This window comes from Comamonas sp. GB3 AK4-5 (genome assembly GCF_041320665.1).
Lineage (GTDB): Bacteria > Pseudomonadota > Gammaproteobacteria > Burkholderiales > Burkholderiaceae_C > Comamonas.
Genome location: NZ_CP166730.1, coordinates 3,690,860 through 3,708,311, shown reverse-complemented (window position 1 = coordinate 3,708,311; position 17,452 = coordinate 3,690,860). Strand labels below are relative to the sequence as shown.

Genomic DNA, 17,452 nt, shown 5'->3' with positions numbered 1-17,452 from the left:
TGGGGCGCGCCAGTTTTTGAGGGCTGTTGCTTGTACCAAGTGCTAGCGGCGGCGGGACAATAGACGTTTTGAAAATAAAGAGGAAATAGCAATGACCACCAAGCGTGCCCTGATCAAGATGGTTGGCCTGTCGGCCATGTCCCTGGCCGTGCTGACGGCCTGCGGCAAGAAGGAGGAGGCTGCGGCCCCTGCTGCGGCTCCCGAAGCCTTGGCTCCGGCGGCTGCCGACAAGCTGAAGATCGGCTTTATGTACGTCAGCCCCATCGGCGACGGCGGCTGGACTTTCCAGCATGAGCTGGCCCGCAAGGCCATCCAGGAGAAGTTTGCAGACAAGATCGAGACTTCCATGGTGGAAAGCGTTCCCGAGAGCGCCGACGCCGAGCGCGTGGTGCGTGACATGGCCGGACAGGGCAACAAGCTGATTTTTGCCACCAGCTTTGGCTACCAGGAGTTTGTGCAAAAGGCCGCAGCCGACCTGAAGGACGTGAAGTTCGAACATGCCACCGGCTACAAGCAGGCCGACAACGTGGCCGTGTACGACAGCAAGACCTTTGAAGGCGCTTACCTGGCGGGTCTGGTGGCTGGTGCCATGACCAAGACCAAGACCGTGGGCGTGGTGGCTTCGGTGCCGATTCCTGAAGTGGTGCGCAACATCAACTCCTTTGTGCTGGGTGCCCAGGCCATCGATCCCACGATCAAGGCCAAGGTGGTGTGGGTGAACGAATGGTTCGCCCCACCAAAGGAGACCGAGGCCGCCACCAGCTTGCTCAACGGCGGCGTGGACGTGATGTACCAGAACACCAACTCGCCTGCCGTGCTGAAGACGGCGGAAGAGCGTGGTGCCTATGCCTTTGGCAAGGACGGCGACATGAGCGCCTTCGCTCCCAAGGCGCACCTGGGCTCGGCCGTCATCAACTGGACGCCGTACTACACCAAGGTGGTGGAAGACACGCTGGCCGGCAACTGGCAGGGCGGTAATTACTGGTGGGGCGTCAAGGAAGGCGCCATGGATCTGGTGAAGATTGCCGACCAGGTGCCCCAGGAAATCAAGGACAAGGTCGAGAAGGCCAAGGCCGGCATGAAGGACGGCTCCTTCGCGGTCTGGACCGGCCCCATCAAGGACAACAGCGGCAAGGAAGTGCTGCCTGCCGGCCAGGTGGCGGACGACGGCTTCTTGCGCGGCATCAACTTCTACGTCAACGGCGTGGAAGGCAAGGTGCCCGGCAGCGACGGCAAGTAAGCACGCTGCCCTCCCAAGCCTCCTTCGGGAGGCTTTTTTGCGGGCGTTTGCGCGCCAAGGTGGTGCGCTCCTGGCATGCGCTGGCCTATGGCAACGGGTTTGGGCATTCGACGGCGTTGTGCGCCGGGTACAGCGTGGCGGCCGGGAGGCTGCAAGGCAGATTCCCGGCCCAAACTGTGCAACCATAGCGCCTCTGCGCGAAACAGGCCCTGGCCACCTTGGGCCCTGTGCAAATGCCCAGCCCCCAACACCCACTTTCCTCCAGAAGGAATATCCATGACTGATCTGAAGAAGCGCTCTTTGTTCAAGCTGGCAGCCCTGTCTGCCGTGACTGCCGCCGTTCTGGCGGGCTGCGGCAAAAAGGAAGAGCCGGCACCGGCAGCCCCCGCTGCCGACCCCGCACCCGCTGCCAAGGCCGAGCCGCTGAAGATTGGCTTTGCCTATGTGGGCCCTGTGGGCGACGGTGGCTGGTCGTTTGCCCATGATCAGGCGCGCAAAAAGCTGGAAGCCGCATTTGGCGACAAGATCCAGACCACGTATGTGGAAAGCGTGTCCGAAGGCCCCGACGCCGAGCGCGTGCTGCGTGACCTCGCCACCCAGGGCAACAAGCTGATCTTTGGCACCACCTTCGGCTATATGGACACCATCCAGAAGCTGTCGGGCGACTTCAAGGATGTGAAGTGGGAGCATGCCACCGGCTACAAGACGGCCGAGAATGTGCGCACCTATGACAGCCGCACCTACGAAGGCGCCTACCTGGCCGGCGTGGTGGCCGGCTCCATGACCAAGTCCAACACCCTGGGCGTGGTGGGCTCGGTGCCCATCCCCGAGGTGATCCGCAACATCAACAGCTTCACCCTGGGCGCGCTGAGCGTGAACCCCCAGATCAAGACCAAGGTGGTGTGGGTGAACGAATGGTTCAGCCCTCCCAAGGAAACCGAAGCCGCCACCAGCCTGATCCATGGCGGTGCCGACGTGCTGTTCCAGAACACCGATTCGCCCGCCGTGCTCAAGACCGCCGAGGAAAAGGGCGCCCGCGCCTTTGGCTGGGATTCGGACATGACGGCCTACGGCCCCAAGGCCCACCTGGGCTCGGCCGTGATCGACTGGGTGCCCTACTACACCAAGGTCGTGAATGACGTGCAGAACAACACCTGGACCACGGGCCAGAGCTGGTGGGGCGTGAAGGAAGGCGCCATCGACCTGGTGTCCATCGCTGCCGACGTGCCCGCCGAAGCCAAGGCCAAGGTGGAAGAGGTCAAAAAAGGCCTGAAGGACGGCAGCTTTGTGATCTGGAAGGGCCCGATCGCCACCAACGACGGCAAGGAAGCCCTGGCCGCCGACAAGGCCGCCGATGACGCCTTCTTGCAAGGCATCAACTTCTACGTCAAGGGCGTGGAAGGCAAGGTGCCGGGCGCCAAGTAAGCCGCGCTGGCGCTGCTGCAAGGCGTTCGGGCATCTGCCCGTCGCCATGCTCCACAAGGCTGCCCACCGGGCAGCCTTTTTGTTGGGCAGGATAGGGCGCCGCCATGCCGGCGCGCTGACCATGGATTTGCGTTCGCCGGTGGGCTGGGGTGAACGTTCGGGCACACAATCTGCACGCAAAATCGGCTGCAGAGCAGGCCGCTATGTCCTAATCGCTGCTACGGGCCTCTTGCCCATCGCCGCTGGCCACCTGCCTGCGGCCCCATCTTTGGAGTGTGCCTAGATGAACGCTGTGCCTGACGTGGAACCCTCCCGCCTCCCTTTGCTGCTGCGCGCCATGCCCAAGGCCGAGCTGCACATTCACATCGAAGGCTCGCTGGAGCCCGAGCTGATCTTTGCCCTGGCCGAGCGCAATGGCGTGGACCTGCCCTATGCCGATGTGGAGGCTTTGCGTGCGGCCTACGCCTTCACCGATCTGCAGAGCTTTCTGGACATCTACTACGCCGGTGCCAGCGTTCTGCTGCAGGAGGAAGACTTCTACGACATGGCCATGGCCTATCTGCGCCGCGCGGTGCAGGACAACGTGGTGCGGGCCGAGATTTTCTTTGACCCACAAACCCATACCGAGCGCGGCGTGGCCATGGGCACCGTCATCCACGGCCTGCACCGCGCCTGCCACGACGCCAAGGCGCAGTGGGGCATCAGCGCCGAGCTGATTCTGTGCTTTCTGCGCCATTTGAGCGAGGCTGAGGCCCAGGCCACGCTGGAGGCGGCGCTGCCCTTTCGTGAGCAGTTCATCGGTGTGGGCCTGGACAGCAGCGAGCTTGGCCACCCACCGGAGAAATTCACCCGCGTGTTTGCCCGCGCCAGGCAGCTGGGCCTGCGCCTGGTGGCCCATGCCGGCGAGGAGGGCCCGCCTGCCTATGTGTGGGATGCTCTCCACAACCTGCAGGTGGAGCGGGTGGACCACGGTGTGCAGTCCGAGAAAGACGCCGCGCTGATGCTGCACCTGGCCGAGCGTGGCATGCCGCTGACGATGTGCCCGCTGTCCAACCTCAAGCTCTGCGTGGTCGATGACTTGGCACAGCACAATCTGCCGCGCTTGCTGGAGGCCGGGCTGAAGGTGATGGTCAACTCGGACGACCCGGCCTATTTCGGCGGCTATGTCAACGACAACTATGTGCAGCTGTTTGCCGCCACCGGCATGCATGCCGGACATGCCTACCAGCTGGCGCGCAACAGCCTGGAGGCGAGCTTTGCCAGTCCGCAGCAGCAGGCGGCCTGGGTGCAGCAGCTGGATGCTTGCTTCTTGAGGTTCGCGCAACGCGCTTGAACTTTGGGTGGCCGCCTTGTGCGGAGGCGCCCATACGGCGCTTGATGCGTCGTTGCTCGCCCTTGCCGTACGCAAGTACTGTCAGCGGGCGAGTCGCCTCGCCTGAAGCACCGTCTGGGCGTTGTGGAAAATGTCCCAGCGCCCACTGTACGGCGCAGGCCCGCTCCGGCTGGTAGTTTGATGGACCAAGTGCTGTGCGGCTACTGCCCTTGCTCGCTTGTCTTACTCCCTCGCCCGCCTGGGCGGGAGAGGGCAGGGGTGAGGGTGGGTCCAGCCAGATGGGAAACACGGGAATTTCAAGTGTTTTACCGCTGTAGCCCTTGCAGTATGGGCATCAGCAGCTCTCTAAATCAGAGCATTTGCTGCAAATATCAGGCAGCTTCCGCCGCTGCCAATGCCGTGCGCAGCCGCTCGGCATAGCCTTGCAGCACGGCCATGCCGGGTTCCTTGCGTGGCCAGGTGAGGTGCATGCCGTCATCCACATGGCGGGGCAGCATGTGCATATGAAAGTGGAAAACGGTTTGCCCGCCGGCCGCGCCATTGGCCTGGAACAGGGTGATGCCGTCCGGGCCAAACACCTGCTCGGCTGCCACGGCCACGCGCTGGGCTGTTTGCATCACGGCGGCGCATTCGGCCGGTGTCAGCTCCAGCAGCGTGACGGCATGGCGCTTGGTGGCCACCAGCACATGGCCGGGGTTGACCTGGCCTATGTCCATAAAGGCAATGGTCAGCGCGTCTTCGTAAATGGTGGCAGCTGGAATCTCTCCGGCCACCAGCTTGCAGAAAATGCATTGGCCAGGGGGCGAGGTGTCGACAAACATGGGCATGGGGCGCTCTCCAGAACGGGGTGAAAAAGCGGTGCAGCGCGGGGCATGCACACATGTGGGCCATGGTAGATGCTGCAGTTGCGCCGCACCATTCGGGCGAACCGGGCTTGCCCCGGAGCCAGTTTGCGATCTCTTCTGCTTGCATCACCCGATGTGGGTACTTGCAATCACTCTGTCGACAACCGAGACCGCTTTGTATGCTGCTCCACAGGTTTCATGTGGACCAGACACAAAGGTGCCTTGATGACAGCAAGCAATCTTCAAGACCGCTTCCAGGATATCGGTGCAACGCCCGCAAGCGGTGAGCTGAGAGGAAGCCTGGGAGTCTCCGGCATTGCCCTCATGGTGCTCGCGGCGGCGGCACCCTTGACCGTCATTGGCGGAAACATCCCGCTAGGGATGGGCCTGGGAAACGGCGCCGGAGCCCCCATGGGTTTCATCATCGCCTCGGCCGTGCTGTTTCTTTTTTCGATGGGCTTTGTGGCCATGACGCCCCATGTCAACGAGGCCGGGGCCTTTTTCTCCTATGTCAGCAAGGGGCTGGGCCACCGGGCCGGCATGGGGGTTGCGCTGGTGGCCCTTGTCACCTACACGGCCATTCAAGTCGGCATCTATGGCTATATGGGCTGGGCGGTGAATGACACGGTCAAAGCCTATGGCGGCCCTGAGGTGCCCTGGCCTGTTTATGCGTTTGCCACCCTGGCGCTGGTGGCCTGGCTCGGGTATAGGCATATCAGCCTGAGCGCCAGGGTGCTGGGCATTGCCCTGGCCTGTGAAGTGCTGGTGGTGGTGGCCATGAGCACCATGATCTTTGTCAGCGGCGGAGCTTCGGGCATCAATATCCAATCCTTCAAGCCTTCGGTGTTTCTGGAGGGCTCGCTGGGTGTGGCGGTGCTGTTCGCGTTGACGGGCTTTATCGGCTTCGAGGCGACGGCCGTCTTCCGGGATGAGGCCAGGGAGCCTGCGCGGACGATTCCCCGTGCCACCTACCTGTCCGTGCTGCTGCTGGGCAGTTTTTATGCGCTGGCCTGCTGGGCGCTGGTCATTGCCGAAGGTGTCGACCACGTCAAGGCCGCTGCCAACCAGACCTTGGAAGGCAAGGGCAATCTGCTGCTGGACAATGCCCAGACCTATCTGGGGCCCATTGGCCGCGACATCGTGAATGTGCTGCTGATTTCCAGCCTGTTTGCCTGCGTGCTCTCTTTTCACAATGTTCTGGCACGCTACCAGCATGTGCTGGCGCGCAAACGGCTTTTGCCGCAAGCCCTGGGCCGTGTGCACCCGCGCCATGCATCGCCCCATCTCTCATCCCTGGTGCAGACCATCACGGCGGCGCTCATCATTGCCATCTTTGCCCTGCTCCGGCTGGACCCTCTGGTGTCGGTATTCGGCTCCATGGCCGGTGTGGCCACCGTGGGCATGGTGTTGCTGCTCTTTGCCACGTCGGCCGCTGTCTATGTGTTTTTCTCGCGCCATCACGCGCTGGCCAGAAACGATGTGTTTCGCTGCCGCATTGCGCCGGCACTGGCGCTGCTGGGCCTGCTGGGCTGCGCCACACTGGTGCTGTCCAACTTCACGCTGCTCACCGGTGGCAGCGTGGCCTTGAGCGCGTTGCTGGCGGCCTTGCCTTTTGTGGCCTGCCTTATAGGCATGCTCCGTGGGCAAGCGCCGCTGAATTCCTGAAACCCTGTTCAAAAACTGCGCAGACCTGGTCTTGCTTGGAAATTGGAATCACCACAGAGGAATTGGCGAATGCCCTGGACGAATACCGCGTTGCCGCCCTTGATTGGACATACCCCGCTGGAGGGGGGCGCGCCGCGTGCCCGCGATCTGGGGCTGCATTTTGCCGGCGTGCCCGGCCCCTGGAATGCCATTACCGATGTGCCGGGGGTGGAGGTCGGCTGCGTCACCTTGCTGGGGGAGTCCGGCAGCGGCAAGGCCATTCGCACCGGCGTCACCGCCATCTTGCCGCGCGGACGCCAGGCGCTGGGCCGCTCCTGCGCGGCCGGCCTGCATTCGCTCAATGGCAATGGCGAGCTCACGGGCAGTGCCTGGATAGAGGAAAGCGGCGGCCTGGCCATGCCCATTCTCCTGAGCAATACCCATTCCGTGGGTGCTTGCCACCATGGCAGCTTGCAATGGGTGTTGCAGCAGCAGCCGCAGCTGGGGCGGCAGTGGCTGCTGCCGGTGGTAGGAGAGACCTGGGATGGCTATCTCAACGACATCAATGGCCAGCATGTGCTGCCGGAGCACGCGGCGCTGGCCCTGGAGTCGGCGTCCTCCGGCGCGGTGCCCGAAGGGGCCGCAGGTGGCGGCACGGGAATGAACTGCTACGCCTTCAAGGCGGGCAATGGCACGGCCTCCCGCCAGGTGCGCTTTGGGGCGCAGCACTTTACGGTGGGCGTGTTTTTGCAAGCCAACTTTGGCGTGCGGCAGGAGTTGCGCATAGGCGGTGTGGATGTGGGCGCGGCCCTGGCTGCAGACAATCCACTGCAAGCCCATTTTGGCGATGCCCCGGCTGGCGCGGGTTCGTGTCTTGCCATCGTTGCCACGGATGCGCCCTTGCTGCCGCTGCAATGCAAGGCGCTTGCCCGGCGGGTTGGCCTGGGGATTGCCCGCACAGGCACTTGTGGTTCGCATTTTTCCGGGGATTTGTTCATGGCATTTTCCACGGCCAATGCGGGAGCGCTGGACAGCCGTTTTCCCGGCAGCGAGCCCGAAGATGCTGTGCTGCGCTCTCTGTGCTTTGTCCCCTGGGGCCATGTGGATGCGCTCTATACCGCCGTTGTCGAAGCCACCGAGGAGGCAGTCGTCAACGCCCTGGTGGCGGGCCGCAGCATGGTCGGGCTGGATGGGCGCCGCAGCCCCGGCATTCCCCACGCCGAATTGCAACGGCTGCTGGCCCGGTGACGACAACACATGACAAGCTGGAACCCTCCCTCCATGGATTGCGCGGCGGAGCGGCCCCTGTTTGAAGCCGCAGCAGAGGCTACCCATGCGCTGGGCTCTGTGCATTTCTGGCCTGCATTTTTCAAACTGCTGCGTGTGCGCCTGGCGTTTGAAAATGCGCTGGTGACCTGGTACTACCCCCGCCAGGCACCCACGGTGGTGCTGGAGTTTGACTGGGTCGCCAGTGCAGCGGAGTCCCAGGTCACACGCTATGTGGAAGGTATGTACCGTCTGGATCCTTTTTTCCAGGCCTTCGAGAACGGACTCGGGCCAGGACTGCATTGGCTCAGCGATGTGGCGCCCGACTGCTTTCGACAGACCGATTACTACGCAAACTACTTTCGCGACGCCGTGGGCCAGGATGAGGTCCAGCTGGTGTGTGCAAGCCATGGTGGGCTGTTGTCGGTGTCCCTGGGAGCCGGCCAGCATTACGCGGCCTCGGAAGCCCGTTCGCTCCACCCTTTGCAGCCCTGGCTGTTGGCCATCTTGTCCCGTCATGCCGACGCCGGCACAGATACGGCTGCGGCAAAAGGGCTTGCGGCTCCATCGCTGGCGCTCCCTTTTCGCGATGCGCTGGCACGCTTTGGTGTCGGCGCGCTCTCGCCGCGCGAGGCAGAAGTCGCCCGTCTGACGCTGCAAGGCCATTCCCTGCAGTCCATCGCCCAGCACTTGGGCATTGCCAGCGAAACGGTGAAAAGCCACCGACGCCATGTCTATGCCAAGCTGGATGTGCGCAGCCCTTCCGAGCTGTTTGCGCTTTTCACTGCGGGTCTTGGACCTGCCCCAGCGTTGCCTATGGCTGAATGAGCGCTGCGTTCTACGCCTGTGGCAGCCCCTGCGGCAGCTGCATATCGCAGCCGGCAAATTCCTGCACCAGAAAATCCAGCAGCGCCCGCATCAAAGGGGACTGGTGCTCCTTGGAGGTGTAGACCGCATGGATGCCCAGGGGCAGGGGCTCGGCCTCGGGCAGCAGCACCTCGATGGTGCCGCGCGCCACATGGGCGGCGGCGGCATACCAGGGCTGCAGGCTGATGCCCACGCCCGCCAGCGTGGCTTCCAGCAAGGCCGTGCTGTTGTTGGCGCAGAGGTTGCCGCGCACCGCCACTTCGATGGCCGCGCCGTCCTGGGTGAAGGGCCAGTGGTTGTGGCCAAAGTAAGCATAGGACAGGCAGTTGTGCTGCGCCAGATCGGCCACGGCCTGCGGGCGGCCCTGGCGCTCCAGGTAGCTGGGGGCTGCGCACACCACGGAGCGGCAGATACCCAGGGGCCGCGCGATCAGTGATGGGTCCAGCGTGTTGCTGATGCGGATCGACAGGTCGATGCGCTCTTCCACCAGGTCCACGGTGCGTTCGGTGGTTTGCAGGTCGATGCAGGCCTGGGGGTGCAGGGCCAGAAACCGCCCCACCATGCCCACCAGGGTGGCCTGCGCCAGAGAGTGTGAGCAGGCCACGCGCAGCAGGCCGCTGAGCTGCGTGTCTGTGCTGCCGGCGCCCTGGGTGAGCTGCTGCGACAGGGCCAGCAACTCCTCGCTGTGCCGGAGCACGCGCTCGCCGGTGGCGGTCAGGCCGATGCGGCGTGTATTGCGGTGGAACAGGCGGGCGCCCACCCAGTCCTCCATTTCCGCCAGATAGCGGCTGACCATGGCGCGCGACATGTCCAGTGCATCCGCCGCCGCCGTGAGGCTGCCGCGCTGGGCGATGGTGACAAAAACCTGGGTGGCGGTGATGCGGTCCATAAGTTGATGGTTTATCCGATCGATTCATGCAACAAGTTATTGATCATTGTGCTGTTTATCGATCGGATTGGCTTGTTTAAGGTTGCGGTCTTGCGCTGATCCGGCGCTGACCTCACCGAAAGCACAGACCATGAACCGTCGTCACACCCTGGCCGCATCGGCCCTGATCGCTCTTGCCACCGTCGGTGGCTTTTTGGGCACAGCCCAGGCGCAAGCGCAAGCCCAGGAGCAAGGTAGCGCCTTGCAGTTGCAGACCTTTAACCCGGGCACGCAATCGCTGTTCCCGGTGTCGGCCTCCATCCTCAGCGGCCCGACCGAGGCCGTGCTGATCGATGCCCAGTTCCAGCGCAATGACGCCCAGGCCCTGGTCGAGCAAATCAAGCAGACCGGCAAGACGCTGAAGCTGGTCTACATCAGCCAGGCCGATCCGGACTATTACTTCGGGCTGGATGTGATCCAGTCGGCCTTCCCCCAGGCACGCGTGGTGGCCGCGCCGCAGACCGTGGCGGCGATCGAGAAGCAGATGCAGGGCAAGCAGGCCTATTGGACCCCCATCCTGCAGGGCAACGCGCCCAAGCAACTGCTGCTGCCCACGGCGCTTGTGGCCGACCACTTCACCGTGGACGGCCAGCGCGTCGAGCCCAAGGGCTATGGCGGTGCACATGGCGGCCATGGCTATCTGTGGGTGCCGTCGCTGAAGACGGTGCTCGGCGGTGTGGCCGTGTCCAGCGGCATCCATGTGTGGATGGCCGATGCCCAGACCCCTGCCGCACGCGCCAACTGGCTGCAGCGGCTGGACGAGATCGCCGCGCTGCACCCCCGCCATGTGGTGCCCGGCCACTATGTGGGTGCCGTACCCCAGGGGCTGGAGGCCCTGCGATTTACCCAGGGCTATATCCAGAACTTCGAGCGCCGGGCGGCTGCGGCGCAGAACGCGACCCAGTTGGTGAATGGGGTCCTGCACGACTATCCGGGCCTGGGTGGCGTCTCTTCCCTGGAGCTGTCGGCCAAGGTGTTCAAGGGCGAGATGAAGTGGCCGCAGTGAACTTGTGCTGCGCAACGTGGGTAAAAGCAGGAGCATGCACTGCATATAGGTTCAGCGTTTCAAGCATGAAACCATGTGAAGCGCTGACCGTTAAAGCACAGGCTGCTCCTGTTTTTCTAAACCTGCTGCACAGAACGGTAGCTGCCCGTTATGCTGGGTGGCATGAAGATCTACCGCGCCGCCTTGCTCCGCTTTGCCGACGACGGCAGCCCCCAGTACGACAGCGACGGCCTGCTGGCCGTGGGCCCCGATGCCCAAGGCCGGGAGTGCGTGCTGGCCGCCGGCAGCTGGCAGGCGCTGCAGGGGCAGTGGGCGCAGCACCCTGGTGCCGAAGTGATGCACCTGCCGGGCCGGCTGATTGCACCGGGTTTTGTGGACATGCACATCCACTATCCGCAGACCGATGTGATTGGCGCGCCGGCCGATGGGCTGCTGCCCTGGCTGGAGCATTACACCTTCCCGCACGAGTCGCGCTTTCACGACCGGGCCTATGCGGACGGCGTGGCGGAATTTTTTCTGGATGAGCTGCTGCGCAACGGCGTGACCACGGCGCTGACTTTTGCCACCTCGCACCCAGCGTCGGTGGACGCCATCATGGCGGCCTCGCAGGCGCGCGGCATGCGCATGATGGCCGGCAAGGTGCTGCAGGACCGCCACAGCCCCGACGGCGTGCGCGACGATTGCGAGCAGGGCTTGATCGACACCGAAGCCTTGATTGGCCGCTGGCACGGCGTGGACCGCCTGGGCTATGCCATCACGCCGCGTTTTGCGCCCACCAGCAGCGAGGCGCAATTGCGCGGCGCGGGCGCGTTGGCGGCCAAGTACAGCGATGTCTGGGTGCATTCCCATGCCTCGGAAAACCTGGATGAGATCCGCTGGGTGCGTGGGCTCTACCCGCAGGCACGCAGCTATCTGGACGTGTACGCCGGCTTTGGCCTGATGCGCGAGCGCGCGGTCTATGCCCATTGCATCTGGCTGGACGAGGCCGACCGCGCCCTGCTGCGCGAGACCGGCACGGCGGCGGCCATCAGCCCCACCAGCAATCTGTTTTTGTCCAGCGGCTACTTTGATTATCTGAAGGCCGATGCCGCAGGCTTTCGCTATGGCCTGGCCAGCGATGTGGGCGGAGGCATGAGTTTTTCGCCGTTTCGCACCATGCAGGCAGCCTATGTGGTGGGGCGCGAGGGCCATGCCAAACAGGGCTTTAGCCTCAAGCCCGGGGCCCTGTGGTGGCAGCACACGGCGGGCGCAGCCCGGGCGCTGGGCCTGGAGGGAGTCATTGGCAATCTGCAGCCGGGCTGCGAGGCGGATTTCATCATCCTCAACCCCAGCTGCACGCCGCTCCTGGCGCGCAAGACGGCGCAGGCCGAAAGCCTGGACGAGCTGCTGTTTGCGATGATTGTGCTGGGCGATGACCGCTTGATTGAGCAAGCCGTTATTGCGCGTTGAGCGGGGCATCGCTGCGCGCATGGGCGCCCAGGCTGTGGCCGCGTTGCAGGGCCGCGCTGGCAATCAGCCAGGCCGTGTCCAGCCGGTTGCGCAGCGGCAGGCTGGAGGCAGCACCCAGGGGCAGGGCGCGGCGCCAGGCGTCCAGCTGCGCCACGGCTTGTTCCAGCCCCTGGCGCTGGCGCACCAGGCCGACCTGGGTTTGCATCAGCTGTTGCAGCGCGACCAGGATGCGGTGGTCTGCTTCGGCGGCTGCGGCTGCGGTTGCTTGCGGTTGGGGCGCGTACTGCCCGTTGGTACTGGGCGCCAGAGTGCCAATACGCGCGCCGGCTGCGCGGCCCGTGACCACGCATTCCAGCAGGGAGTTGCTGGCCAGGCGGTTGGCGCCATGCAGGCCGGTGCAGGCCACCTCGCCAATGGCGGACAGGCCGGCCACGCCGGTGCTGCCATCCACATTGGCCCGCACGCCACCGCAGGCGTAATGCATGCAGGGCGCCACGGGGATGGCCTGGGTGGCCAGGTCCAGGCCATGGGCCGCGCACAGCGCGGTGACGCCGGGGAAATGCGCGTCAAGCCAGGCGCGCGGGCGGTGGCGGATATCGAGCAGCACATGGTCCAGGCCATGGCGGGCCATTTCAGATGCGATGGCGCGCGCCACGATATCGCGCGGCGCCAGCTCGGCGCGGGCGTCATAGGCCGGCATAAAGCGCTGGCCATCGGGCAGGCGCAGCAGCGCACCTTCGCCGCGCAAGGCCTCGGTGACCAGGCCTACGGAGTGCCCGCCAATCTGCAGCGCCGTGGGGTGAAACTGCAAAAACTCCAGGTCCTCCACCGCGCAGCCGGCACGCCAGGCCATGGCCACGCCGTCGCCGCTGCTGCCCTCGGGGTTGGTGGTGTGGCTGTACAGCCGGCCCAGGCCGCCACTGGCCAGCACGGTGTGGCCCGCAGCCCAGTGCAGCAGCATGCCGTCGGCCTGCTGCACCAGGGCGCCGGCGCAGCGGCCATCGGCGGCCGTCAACAGCTCGAGTGCCGTGGCGTTCTCCACCAGGGTGAGGTGAGGGCGTTGGCGGCAGGCCTGCAGCAAAGCGCCGTGCACGGCGTGGCCGGTGCAGTCCGCCGCGTGGGCGATGCGCCGCTGCCCATGGCCACCCTCGCGCGTCAGATGCAGGCTGCCATCGGCATTGCGGGTAAAGGGCACGCCGTGGGCGCACAACCAGGCCATGGCGTCCGGCGCCTGGGCCAGGATGGCGCGCACCGCCTCGGGCCGGCAGTGGCCGGCGCCGGCGTTCAGCGTGTCCTGCACATGGGCCTCCAGACTGTCGTTTGCGTCCAGGACCGCGGCAATACCGCCCTGGGCCCAGGCGCTGGCGCATGCAGACAGCGGCCCTTTGCTGAGCAGCACCACGCGCAGCGTGGCCGGCAGCGACAGTGCTGCGCTCAGACCGGCCAGGCCCGCGCCGATGATCAACACATCGGCGCGTGGGATGTCGGGAAGTGAGGCTTGCATGGGGTGTGATCTCCGTGATGTAGAGCGCTGTGTTGTGTGGGGCGGCTCACCCCCACCCTCTCCCCTTCGGTGCGAGGGAGAAATAGCCGGGGCAAGCCCCCATCCCCACCTTCTCCCGGTGGGGGAAGGGGTCATACCTCAGGCAGGCGGTGCGCTCCTGCTGCTGCGTGACAGGCCCCATTCGCCAGAGACACCGCGCAAGGGCTGCCCCGCCGCGCTGGTGTCGTCCCCCTGCCCGCGAGCGCAGCGACGCGAAGAGCGGGGGGAAGGCGCCGCAGGCGACTCAGGGGGGTGTCCCAATTTCAAGCCGCACCAAAATGCGTGAACAGCGGCATGTCTTGCGCCAATTCCCCGCTGCTGCGCACGCGCTGGCGCCGGGCTGCGGCGAATGCCAGCATGCGTTCCAGTGGCTGGCGTGCGGCGGTGATCAGCTCGGGCGCCAGCGTGATGGCGCCATGGCCGTGGCGCAGCACTTGCTCCACGCCATCGAGCTGGTTCATGGCCATCCAGGGGCAGAAGGCGCAGCTTTTGCAGCTGGCGCCCACGCCGGCCGTGGGCGCGGCCATGAACTCCTTGTCCGGGTAGCGTTCCCGCATGGCGTGCAGGATGCCCTGGTCGGTGGCGACGATAAATCGCTGGGCTGGCAGCCGGCCCACGGCATCGATGAGCTGGGTGGTGGAGCCCACCACGGTGGCCTGTGCGGCCACGGCCTCGGGCGATTCGGGGTGGACCAGAATCGCCGCGTCGGGGTGTTCGCGGGCCAGGGCGGCCAGCTCCTCGGCCTTGAATTCGTCATGCACCAGGCAGGCGCCTTGCCACAGCAGCATGTCGGCACCGGTCTGGCGCTGGATATGGGCGCCCAGGTGGCGGTCGGGCGCCCACAGGATTTTTTCGCCCCGCGCGTGCAGATGGGCCACGATGTCCTCGCCCACCGACGAGGTCACCACCCAATCGGCACGGGCTTTGACGGCGGCGCTGGTGTTGGCGTAGACCACCACGGTGCGGTCGGGGTGGGCATCGCAAAAAGCGCTGAAGGCCTCGGCCGGGCAGCCCAGGTCCAGTGAGCAGGTCGCATTGCCATCGGGCATGAGTACGCGCTTGCCGGGGCTGAGGATTTTGGCCGTCTCCCCCATGAAGCGCACGCCGGCCACGACCAGGGTGCTTGCAGGATGCTCGGCGCCAAAGCGGGCCATTTCCAGCGAATCGCCCACGCAGCCGCCGGTGGCGCGGGCCAGGTCTTGCAATGCACCGTCCACATAGTAGTGGGCCACCAGCACGGCGTTGTGGGCCTGCAGCAGCCCCTGGATGCGGGCCATGGCGGCCTGGCGCTGGGCTGCAGAAAGCGGTGGCGGAAGCTGTTCCCAGGCGGTGGCGATGCTGTGGGGCAAGGCTGCAGGGGCGGCGCAGGCAGTCGAGGGCATGGCGGTCTCTGAGGTGGCAAAAGACCTATTATTCTCAATTTGAGCATTAATGCAAAATGGAGAGGTTTCCGAGTGTGTCTGATGGCCCTCTATTCCGTGGTTTGAAGGGGGGAGCAAATCTCACGGAAAATAGGGCCATGGCTTCGGCGTCATGGGCGCCGACACAACAACAAACGCGAAAGAACCGGCATGAGCATCAAGAGCGATAAATGGATCCGCAAGATGGCGGAGCAGCACGGCATGATCGAGCCCTTCGAGCCCGGCCAGGTGCGCGAAGCCGACGGCAAGAAGATCATCAGCTACGGCACCAGCAGCTATGGCTACGACATCCGCTGCGCACGTGAATTCAAGGTGTTCACCAACATCCACAGCACCGTGGTGGACCCCAAGAACTTCGACGAGAAAAGCTTTGTCGATTTCGAGGGCGACTACTGCATCATCCCGCCCAACAGCTTTGCGCTGGCCCGCACCATGGAGTACTTCCGCATTCCGCGCGATGTGCTCACCGTGTGCCTGGGCAAGAGCACCTATGCGCGCTGCGGCATCATCGTCAACGTCACGCCCTTCGAGCCCGAGTGGGAAGGCTATGTGACGCTGGAGTTCTCCAACACCACGCCGCTGCCAGCCAAGATCTATGCGGGCGAGGGCTGTGCCCAGGTGCTGTTCTTCCAGGGCGATGAACAGTGCGAGACCAGCTACAAGGACCGCAACGGCAAATACCAGGGCCAGCATGGCGTGACCCTGCCAAAGACCTGATTGGCCTTTTCAGACCCACAAAAAGCGCGGATGGACTCCGCGCTTTTTTTATAGCTGCGCACGCAGAGTGGATGCGCTGTTGAGCGCTATTCAGGGCTGGAAATGCACCTGGTTGCCGCCGATCTTTCGGGACTGCTGCAGGGCTTCATCGCAGCGCTGCAGCAGCGCAGCCTCCGTGTCTTCCGTGCCGTTGTGCAAGGTGGGGTGCAGGGCGGTGATGCCGGCGCTCAGCGTCGGCGCTCCCCCCTGGGGCCAGCGGTGCTGTTCGACCGTGGCCAGAATGTCGAGCGCCATGCGCTGCACATCTTCGGCCGGGGTGTCGGGCAGCAACACCATGAATTCCGTTTCGCCCCAGCGGGCCACCCGATCGGAGTCGCGCAGCCTGGCCCGCAGGTGGCGGGCCAGGTCCTGGAGGATCTGGCCATGGGCTTCGGGGGGCAAAGGCGGGCTGCGCTGTGTGAAACCATCGATGTCCAGTGCCATCAGGCACAGCGGCCGGCCGCTGCGGCGGGCCAGGGCGGTGGCGAACTGGAGCTGGGCGCCAAAGCCGCGCCGGTTCAGTAGGCCGGTCAGCGGGTCGGTTTCGGCCTGCTGATCCCACAGACCTTTCTTTGGCTCCGGGCCTTCTTGCTGCCCTTGGGCCATGCCGCGCAAGGCATGTGACAGCTGCTGCAGCTCGCGGCTGCTGTGCAGCTGTGGGAATGCGGCGGGCGGGTTGCCGGCGTTGAACTGCAGGGCAGCCTGCGTCAGGCTGTGCAGCCCATGCACCGTGCGCCGGCTCAGCCACCACAGCAGGGCCGCAGCCAGCAAAGCCAGCGCCAGTGCGGCAGCGCCTGCCTGCAGCAGCGACGGGGTGGTGGCAGAGGCGGCAGCCACGGGCTGGCGCGCCACCACATACCAGCCCTGGTCGCTGGTTGCACTGCGGGAGGGCAGGGCGGCCACGGCGGTCAGAAAAGGGGTGCTGCTGTCACTCCAGCGCAGCATGCGGCAGGGGGGCTGTGGGGCTTGGGGCGGCGCGGTCTTTGGCAAAAACGCCGGCCCATCGACAGGCGTGGCCGTCAGCTGGTCAGCAGGGGCGTAGAGCATGCGGCCGTGGCGGTCGAAGATGAACAGTGCCACCTGGCTGTCCGGAGTCAGGGTGGCGCGCAGCGTCTGCAGCGTCGAACGGGCCCAATCCCAGTGGGTGTGCAGGCCCAGCACGCCCAGCAGTGCACCGCCGGCCTGGATGGGCGCGGAAAAACTCACCAGCAGCGGTGGCTCGCCCGAGGCGCTGGCGGGCAGCAAAGGCGCCAGCAGCTTGGCGGGCAGCACATCGGAGACATAGACCGCCTGGCTGCCGGCCGTGAACCAGGGCGCGTTCGCCACGCTGCGCCCCTCCAGCAGGTCGCCGCTGGCTTGCACCACTCGCCCCTGGGCATCGGCCACACCGACCCAGGCGGTGTAGGGGCGAATCAGCGGAATGCGTGTGACCAAGGCCTGGACCGCCGGAGTCTCCAAGCCCTCATGCCAGAGATCGGGTGATTGGGCCAGCACCTGCACCAGCTGGCTGCGTGCGAACAGCTCGTCGGCCAGCTGCTGGGCACCGCTGTTTGCCAGCACCTGCAAGGCCTGGCCGGCTTCACGTGCCAGCCGGTTTTTCTGCAGCTCGGCAAAGGCCAGCCACAGCAGCAATGTCAGCACCGCTGCCAGCACCCCGGCCCCCCATGCCAGCGGGGTGCGCAGGCTGCGCGGCAAGGGGAGGGCTGAGGCGTCCGGGCTCATGTGCAGC

The 17,452-nt window shown here is 65.2% G+C and carries 14 protein-coding genes; 9 read left to right on the top strand and 5 right to left on the bottom strand.

The window, feature by feature from the left end:
• Positions 1-91 precede the first annotated feature (91 nt).
• The 3 genes from ACA027_RS16745 (at position 92) to ACA027_RS16735 (ending at position 3,998) form a co-directional block, all read left to right on the top strand.
• A complete protein-coding gene (locus ACA027_RS16745; protein WP_370679330.1) occupies positions 92-1,240 on the top strand; it encodes a BMP family ABC transporter substrate-binding protein in 1,149 nt (382 codons plus the stop codon).
• 276 nt (positions 1,241-1,516) lie between these two features.
• The gene (locus tag ACA027_RS16740) at positions 1,517-2,665 is read left to right on the top strand and encodes a BMP family ABC transporter substrate-binding protein (protein ID WP_370679329.1); all 1,149 of its coding nucleotides are present in this window, start codon (positions 1,517-1,519) and stop codon (positions 2,663-2,665) included.
• Positions 2,666-2,948: 283 nt separating this feature from the next.
• A complete protein-coding gene (locus ACA027_RS16735; protein WP_370679328.1) occupies positions 2,949-3,998 on the top strand; it encodes an adenosine deaminase in 1,050 nt (349 codons plus the stop codon).
• Between the two features lie 371 nt (positions 3,999-4,369).
• On the opposite strand, the gene ACA027_RS16730 is transcribed toward ACA027_RS16735, so the two are convergent.
• Positions 4,370-4,825, bottom strand: coding sequence for an HIT family protein (locus tag ACA027_RS16730; RefSeq protein WP_370679327.1), 456 nt, complete (start codon positions 4,823-4,825; stop codon positions 4,370-4,372).
• Between the two features lie 243 nt (positions 4,826-5,068).
• On the opposite strand from ACA027_RS16730, the gene ACA027_RS16725 reads away from it, so the two are divergent.
• The 3 genes from ACA027_RS16725 (at position 5,069) to ACA027_RS16715 (ending at position 8,581) form a co-directional block, all read left to right on the top strand.
• On the top strand, positions 5,069-6,508 hold the full coding sequence (locus ACA027_RS16725; protein ID WP_370679326.1) for an APC family permease: 1,440 nt from the start codon (positions 5,069-5,071) through the stop codon (positions 6,506-6,508).
• A gap of 69 nt (positions 6,509-6,577) precedes the next feature.
• The gene (locus ACA027_RS16720) at positions 6,578-7,735 is read left to right on the top strand and encodes a P1 family peptidase (protein ID WP_370679325.1); all 1,158 of its coding nucleotides are present in this window, start codon (positions 6,578-6,580) and stop codon (positions 7,733-7,735) included.
• Between the two features lie 9 nt (positions 7,736-7,744).
• On the top strand, positions 7,745-8,581 hold the full coding sequence (locus tag ACA027_RS16715) for a LuxR C-terminal-related transcriptional regulator (protein ID WP_370679324.1): 837 nt from the start codon (positions 7,745-7,747) through the stop codon (positions 8,579-8,581).
• Between the two features lie 10 nt (positions 8,582-8,591).
• Here the strand turns inward: ACA027_RS16715 and ACA027_RS16710 are convergent, their stop codons facing one another.
• Positions 8,592-9,509 carry a LysR family transcriptional regulator gene (locus ACA027_RS16710; RefSeq protein WP_370679323.1) on the bottom strand — a complete coding sequence of 306 codons (918 nt, stop codon included), beginning with the start codon at positions 9,507-9,509 and terminating at the stop codon, positions 8,592-8,594.
• A gap of 130 nt (positions 9,510-9,639) precedes the next feature.
• Between ACA027_RS16710 and ACA027_RS16705 the strand changes: the two genes are divergently transcribed.
• Positions 9,640-10,554, top strand: a complete 915-nt coding sequence (locus ACA027_RS16705) for an MBL fold metallo-hydrolase (protein WP_370679322.1) — start codon at positions 9,640-9,642, stop codon at positions 10,552-10,554.
• Positions 10,555-10,716: 162 nt separating this feature from the next.
• Positions 10,717-12,003 (top strand): guanine deaminase, encoded by a 1,287-nt coding sequence (gene guaD / locus ACA027_RS16700; RefSeq protein ID WP_370679321.1) that lies wholly within the window; start codon positions 10,717-10,719, stop codon positions 12,001-12,003.
• On the opposite strand, the gene nadB is transcribed toward guaD, so the two are convergent.
• Positions 11,990-13,507, bottom strand: coding sequence for an L-aspartate oxidase (gene nadB / locus ACA027_RS16695; protein ID WP_370679320.1), 1,518 nt, complete (start codon positions 13,505-13,507; stop codon positions 11,990-11,992). The two genes, guaD and nadB, sit on opposite strands and share 14 nt — an antisense overlap.
• Positions 13,508-13,809: 302 nt before the next feature.
• The gene (gene nadA / locus ACA027_RS16690; RefSeq protein ID WP_370679319.1) at positions 13,810-14,928 is read right to left on the bottom strand and encodes a quinolinate synthase NadA; all 1,119 of its coding nucleotides are present in this window, start codon (positions 14,926-14,928) and stop codon (positions 13,810-13,812) included.
• A 189-nt stretch (positions 14,929-15,117) separates the two neighbouring features.
• Here nadA and dcd point away from each other — a divergent pair, with 189 nt between their 5' ends.
• A complete protein-coding gene (dcd, locus tag ACA027_RS16685) occupies positions 15,118-15,684 on the top strand; it encodes a dCTP deaminase (protein WP_370679318.1) in 567 nt (188 codons plus the stop codon).
• 90 nt (positions 15,685-15,774) lie between these two features.
• On the opposite strand, the gene ACA027_RS16680 is transcribed toward dcd, so the two are convergent.
• Positions 15,775-17,445, bottom strand: a complete 1,671-nt coding sequence (locus ACA027_RS16680) for a sensor domain-containing diguanylate cyclase (RefSeq protein WP_370679317.1) — start codon at positions 17,443-17,445, stop codon at positions 15,775-15,777.
• Between the last annotated feature and the right edge of the window lie 7 nt (positions 17,446-17,452).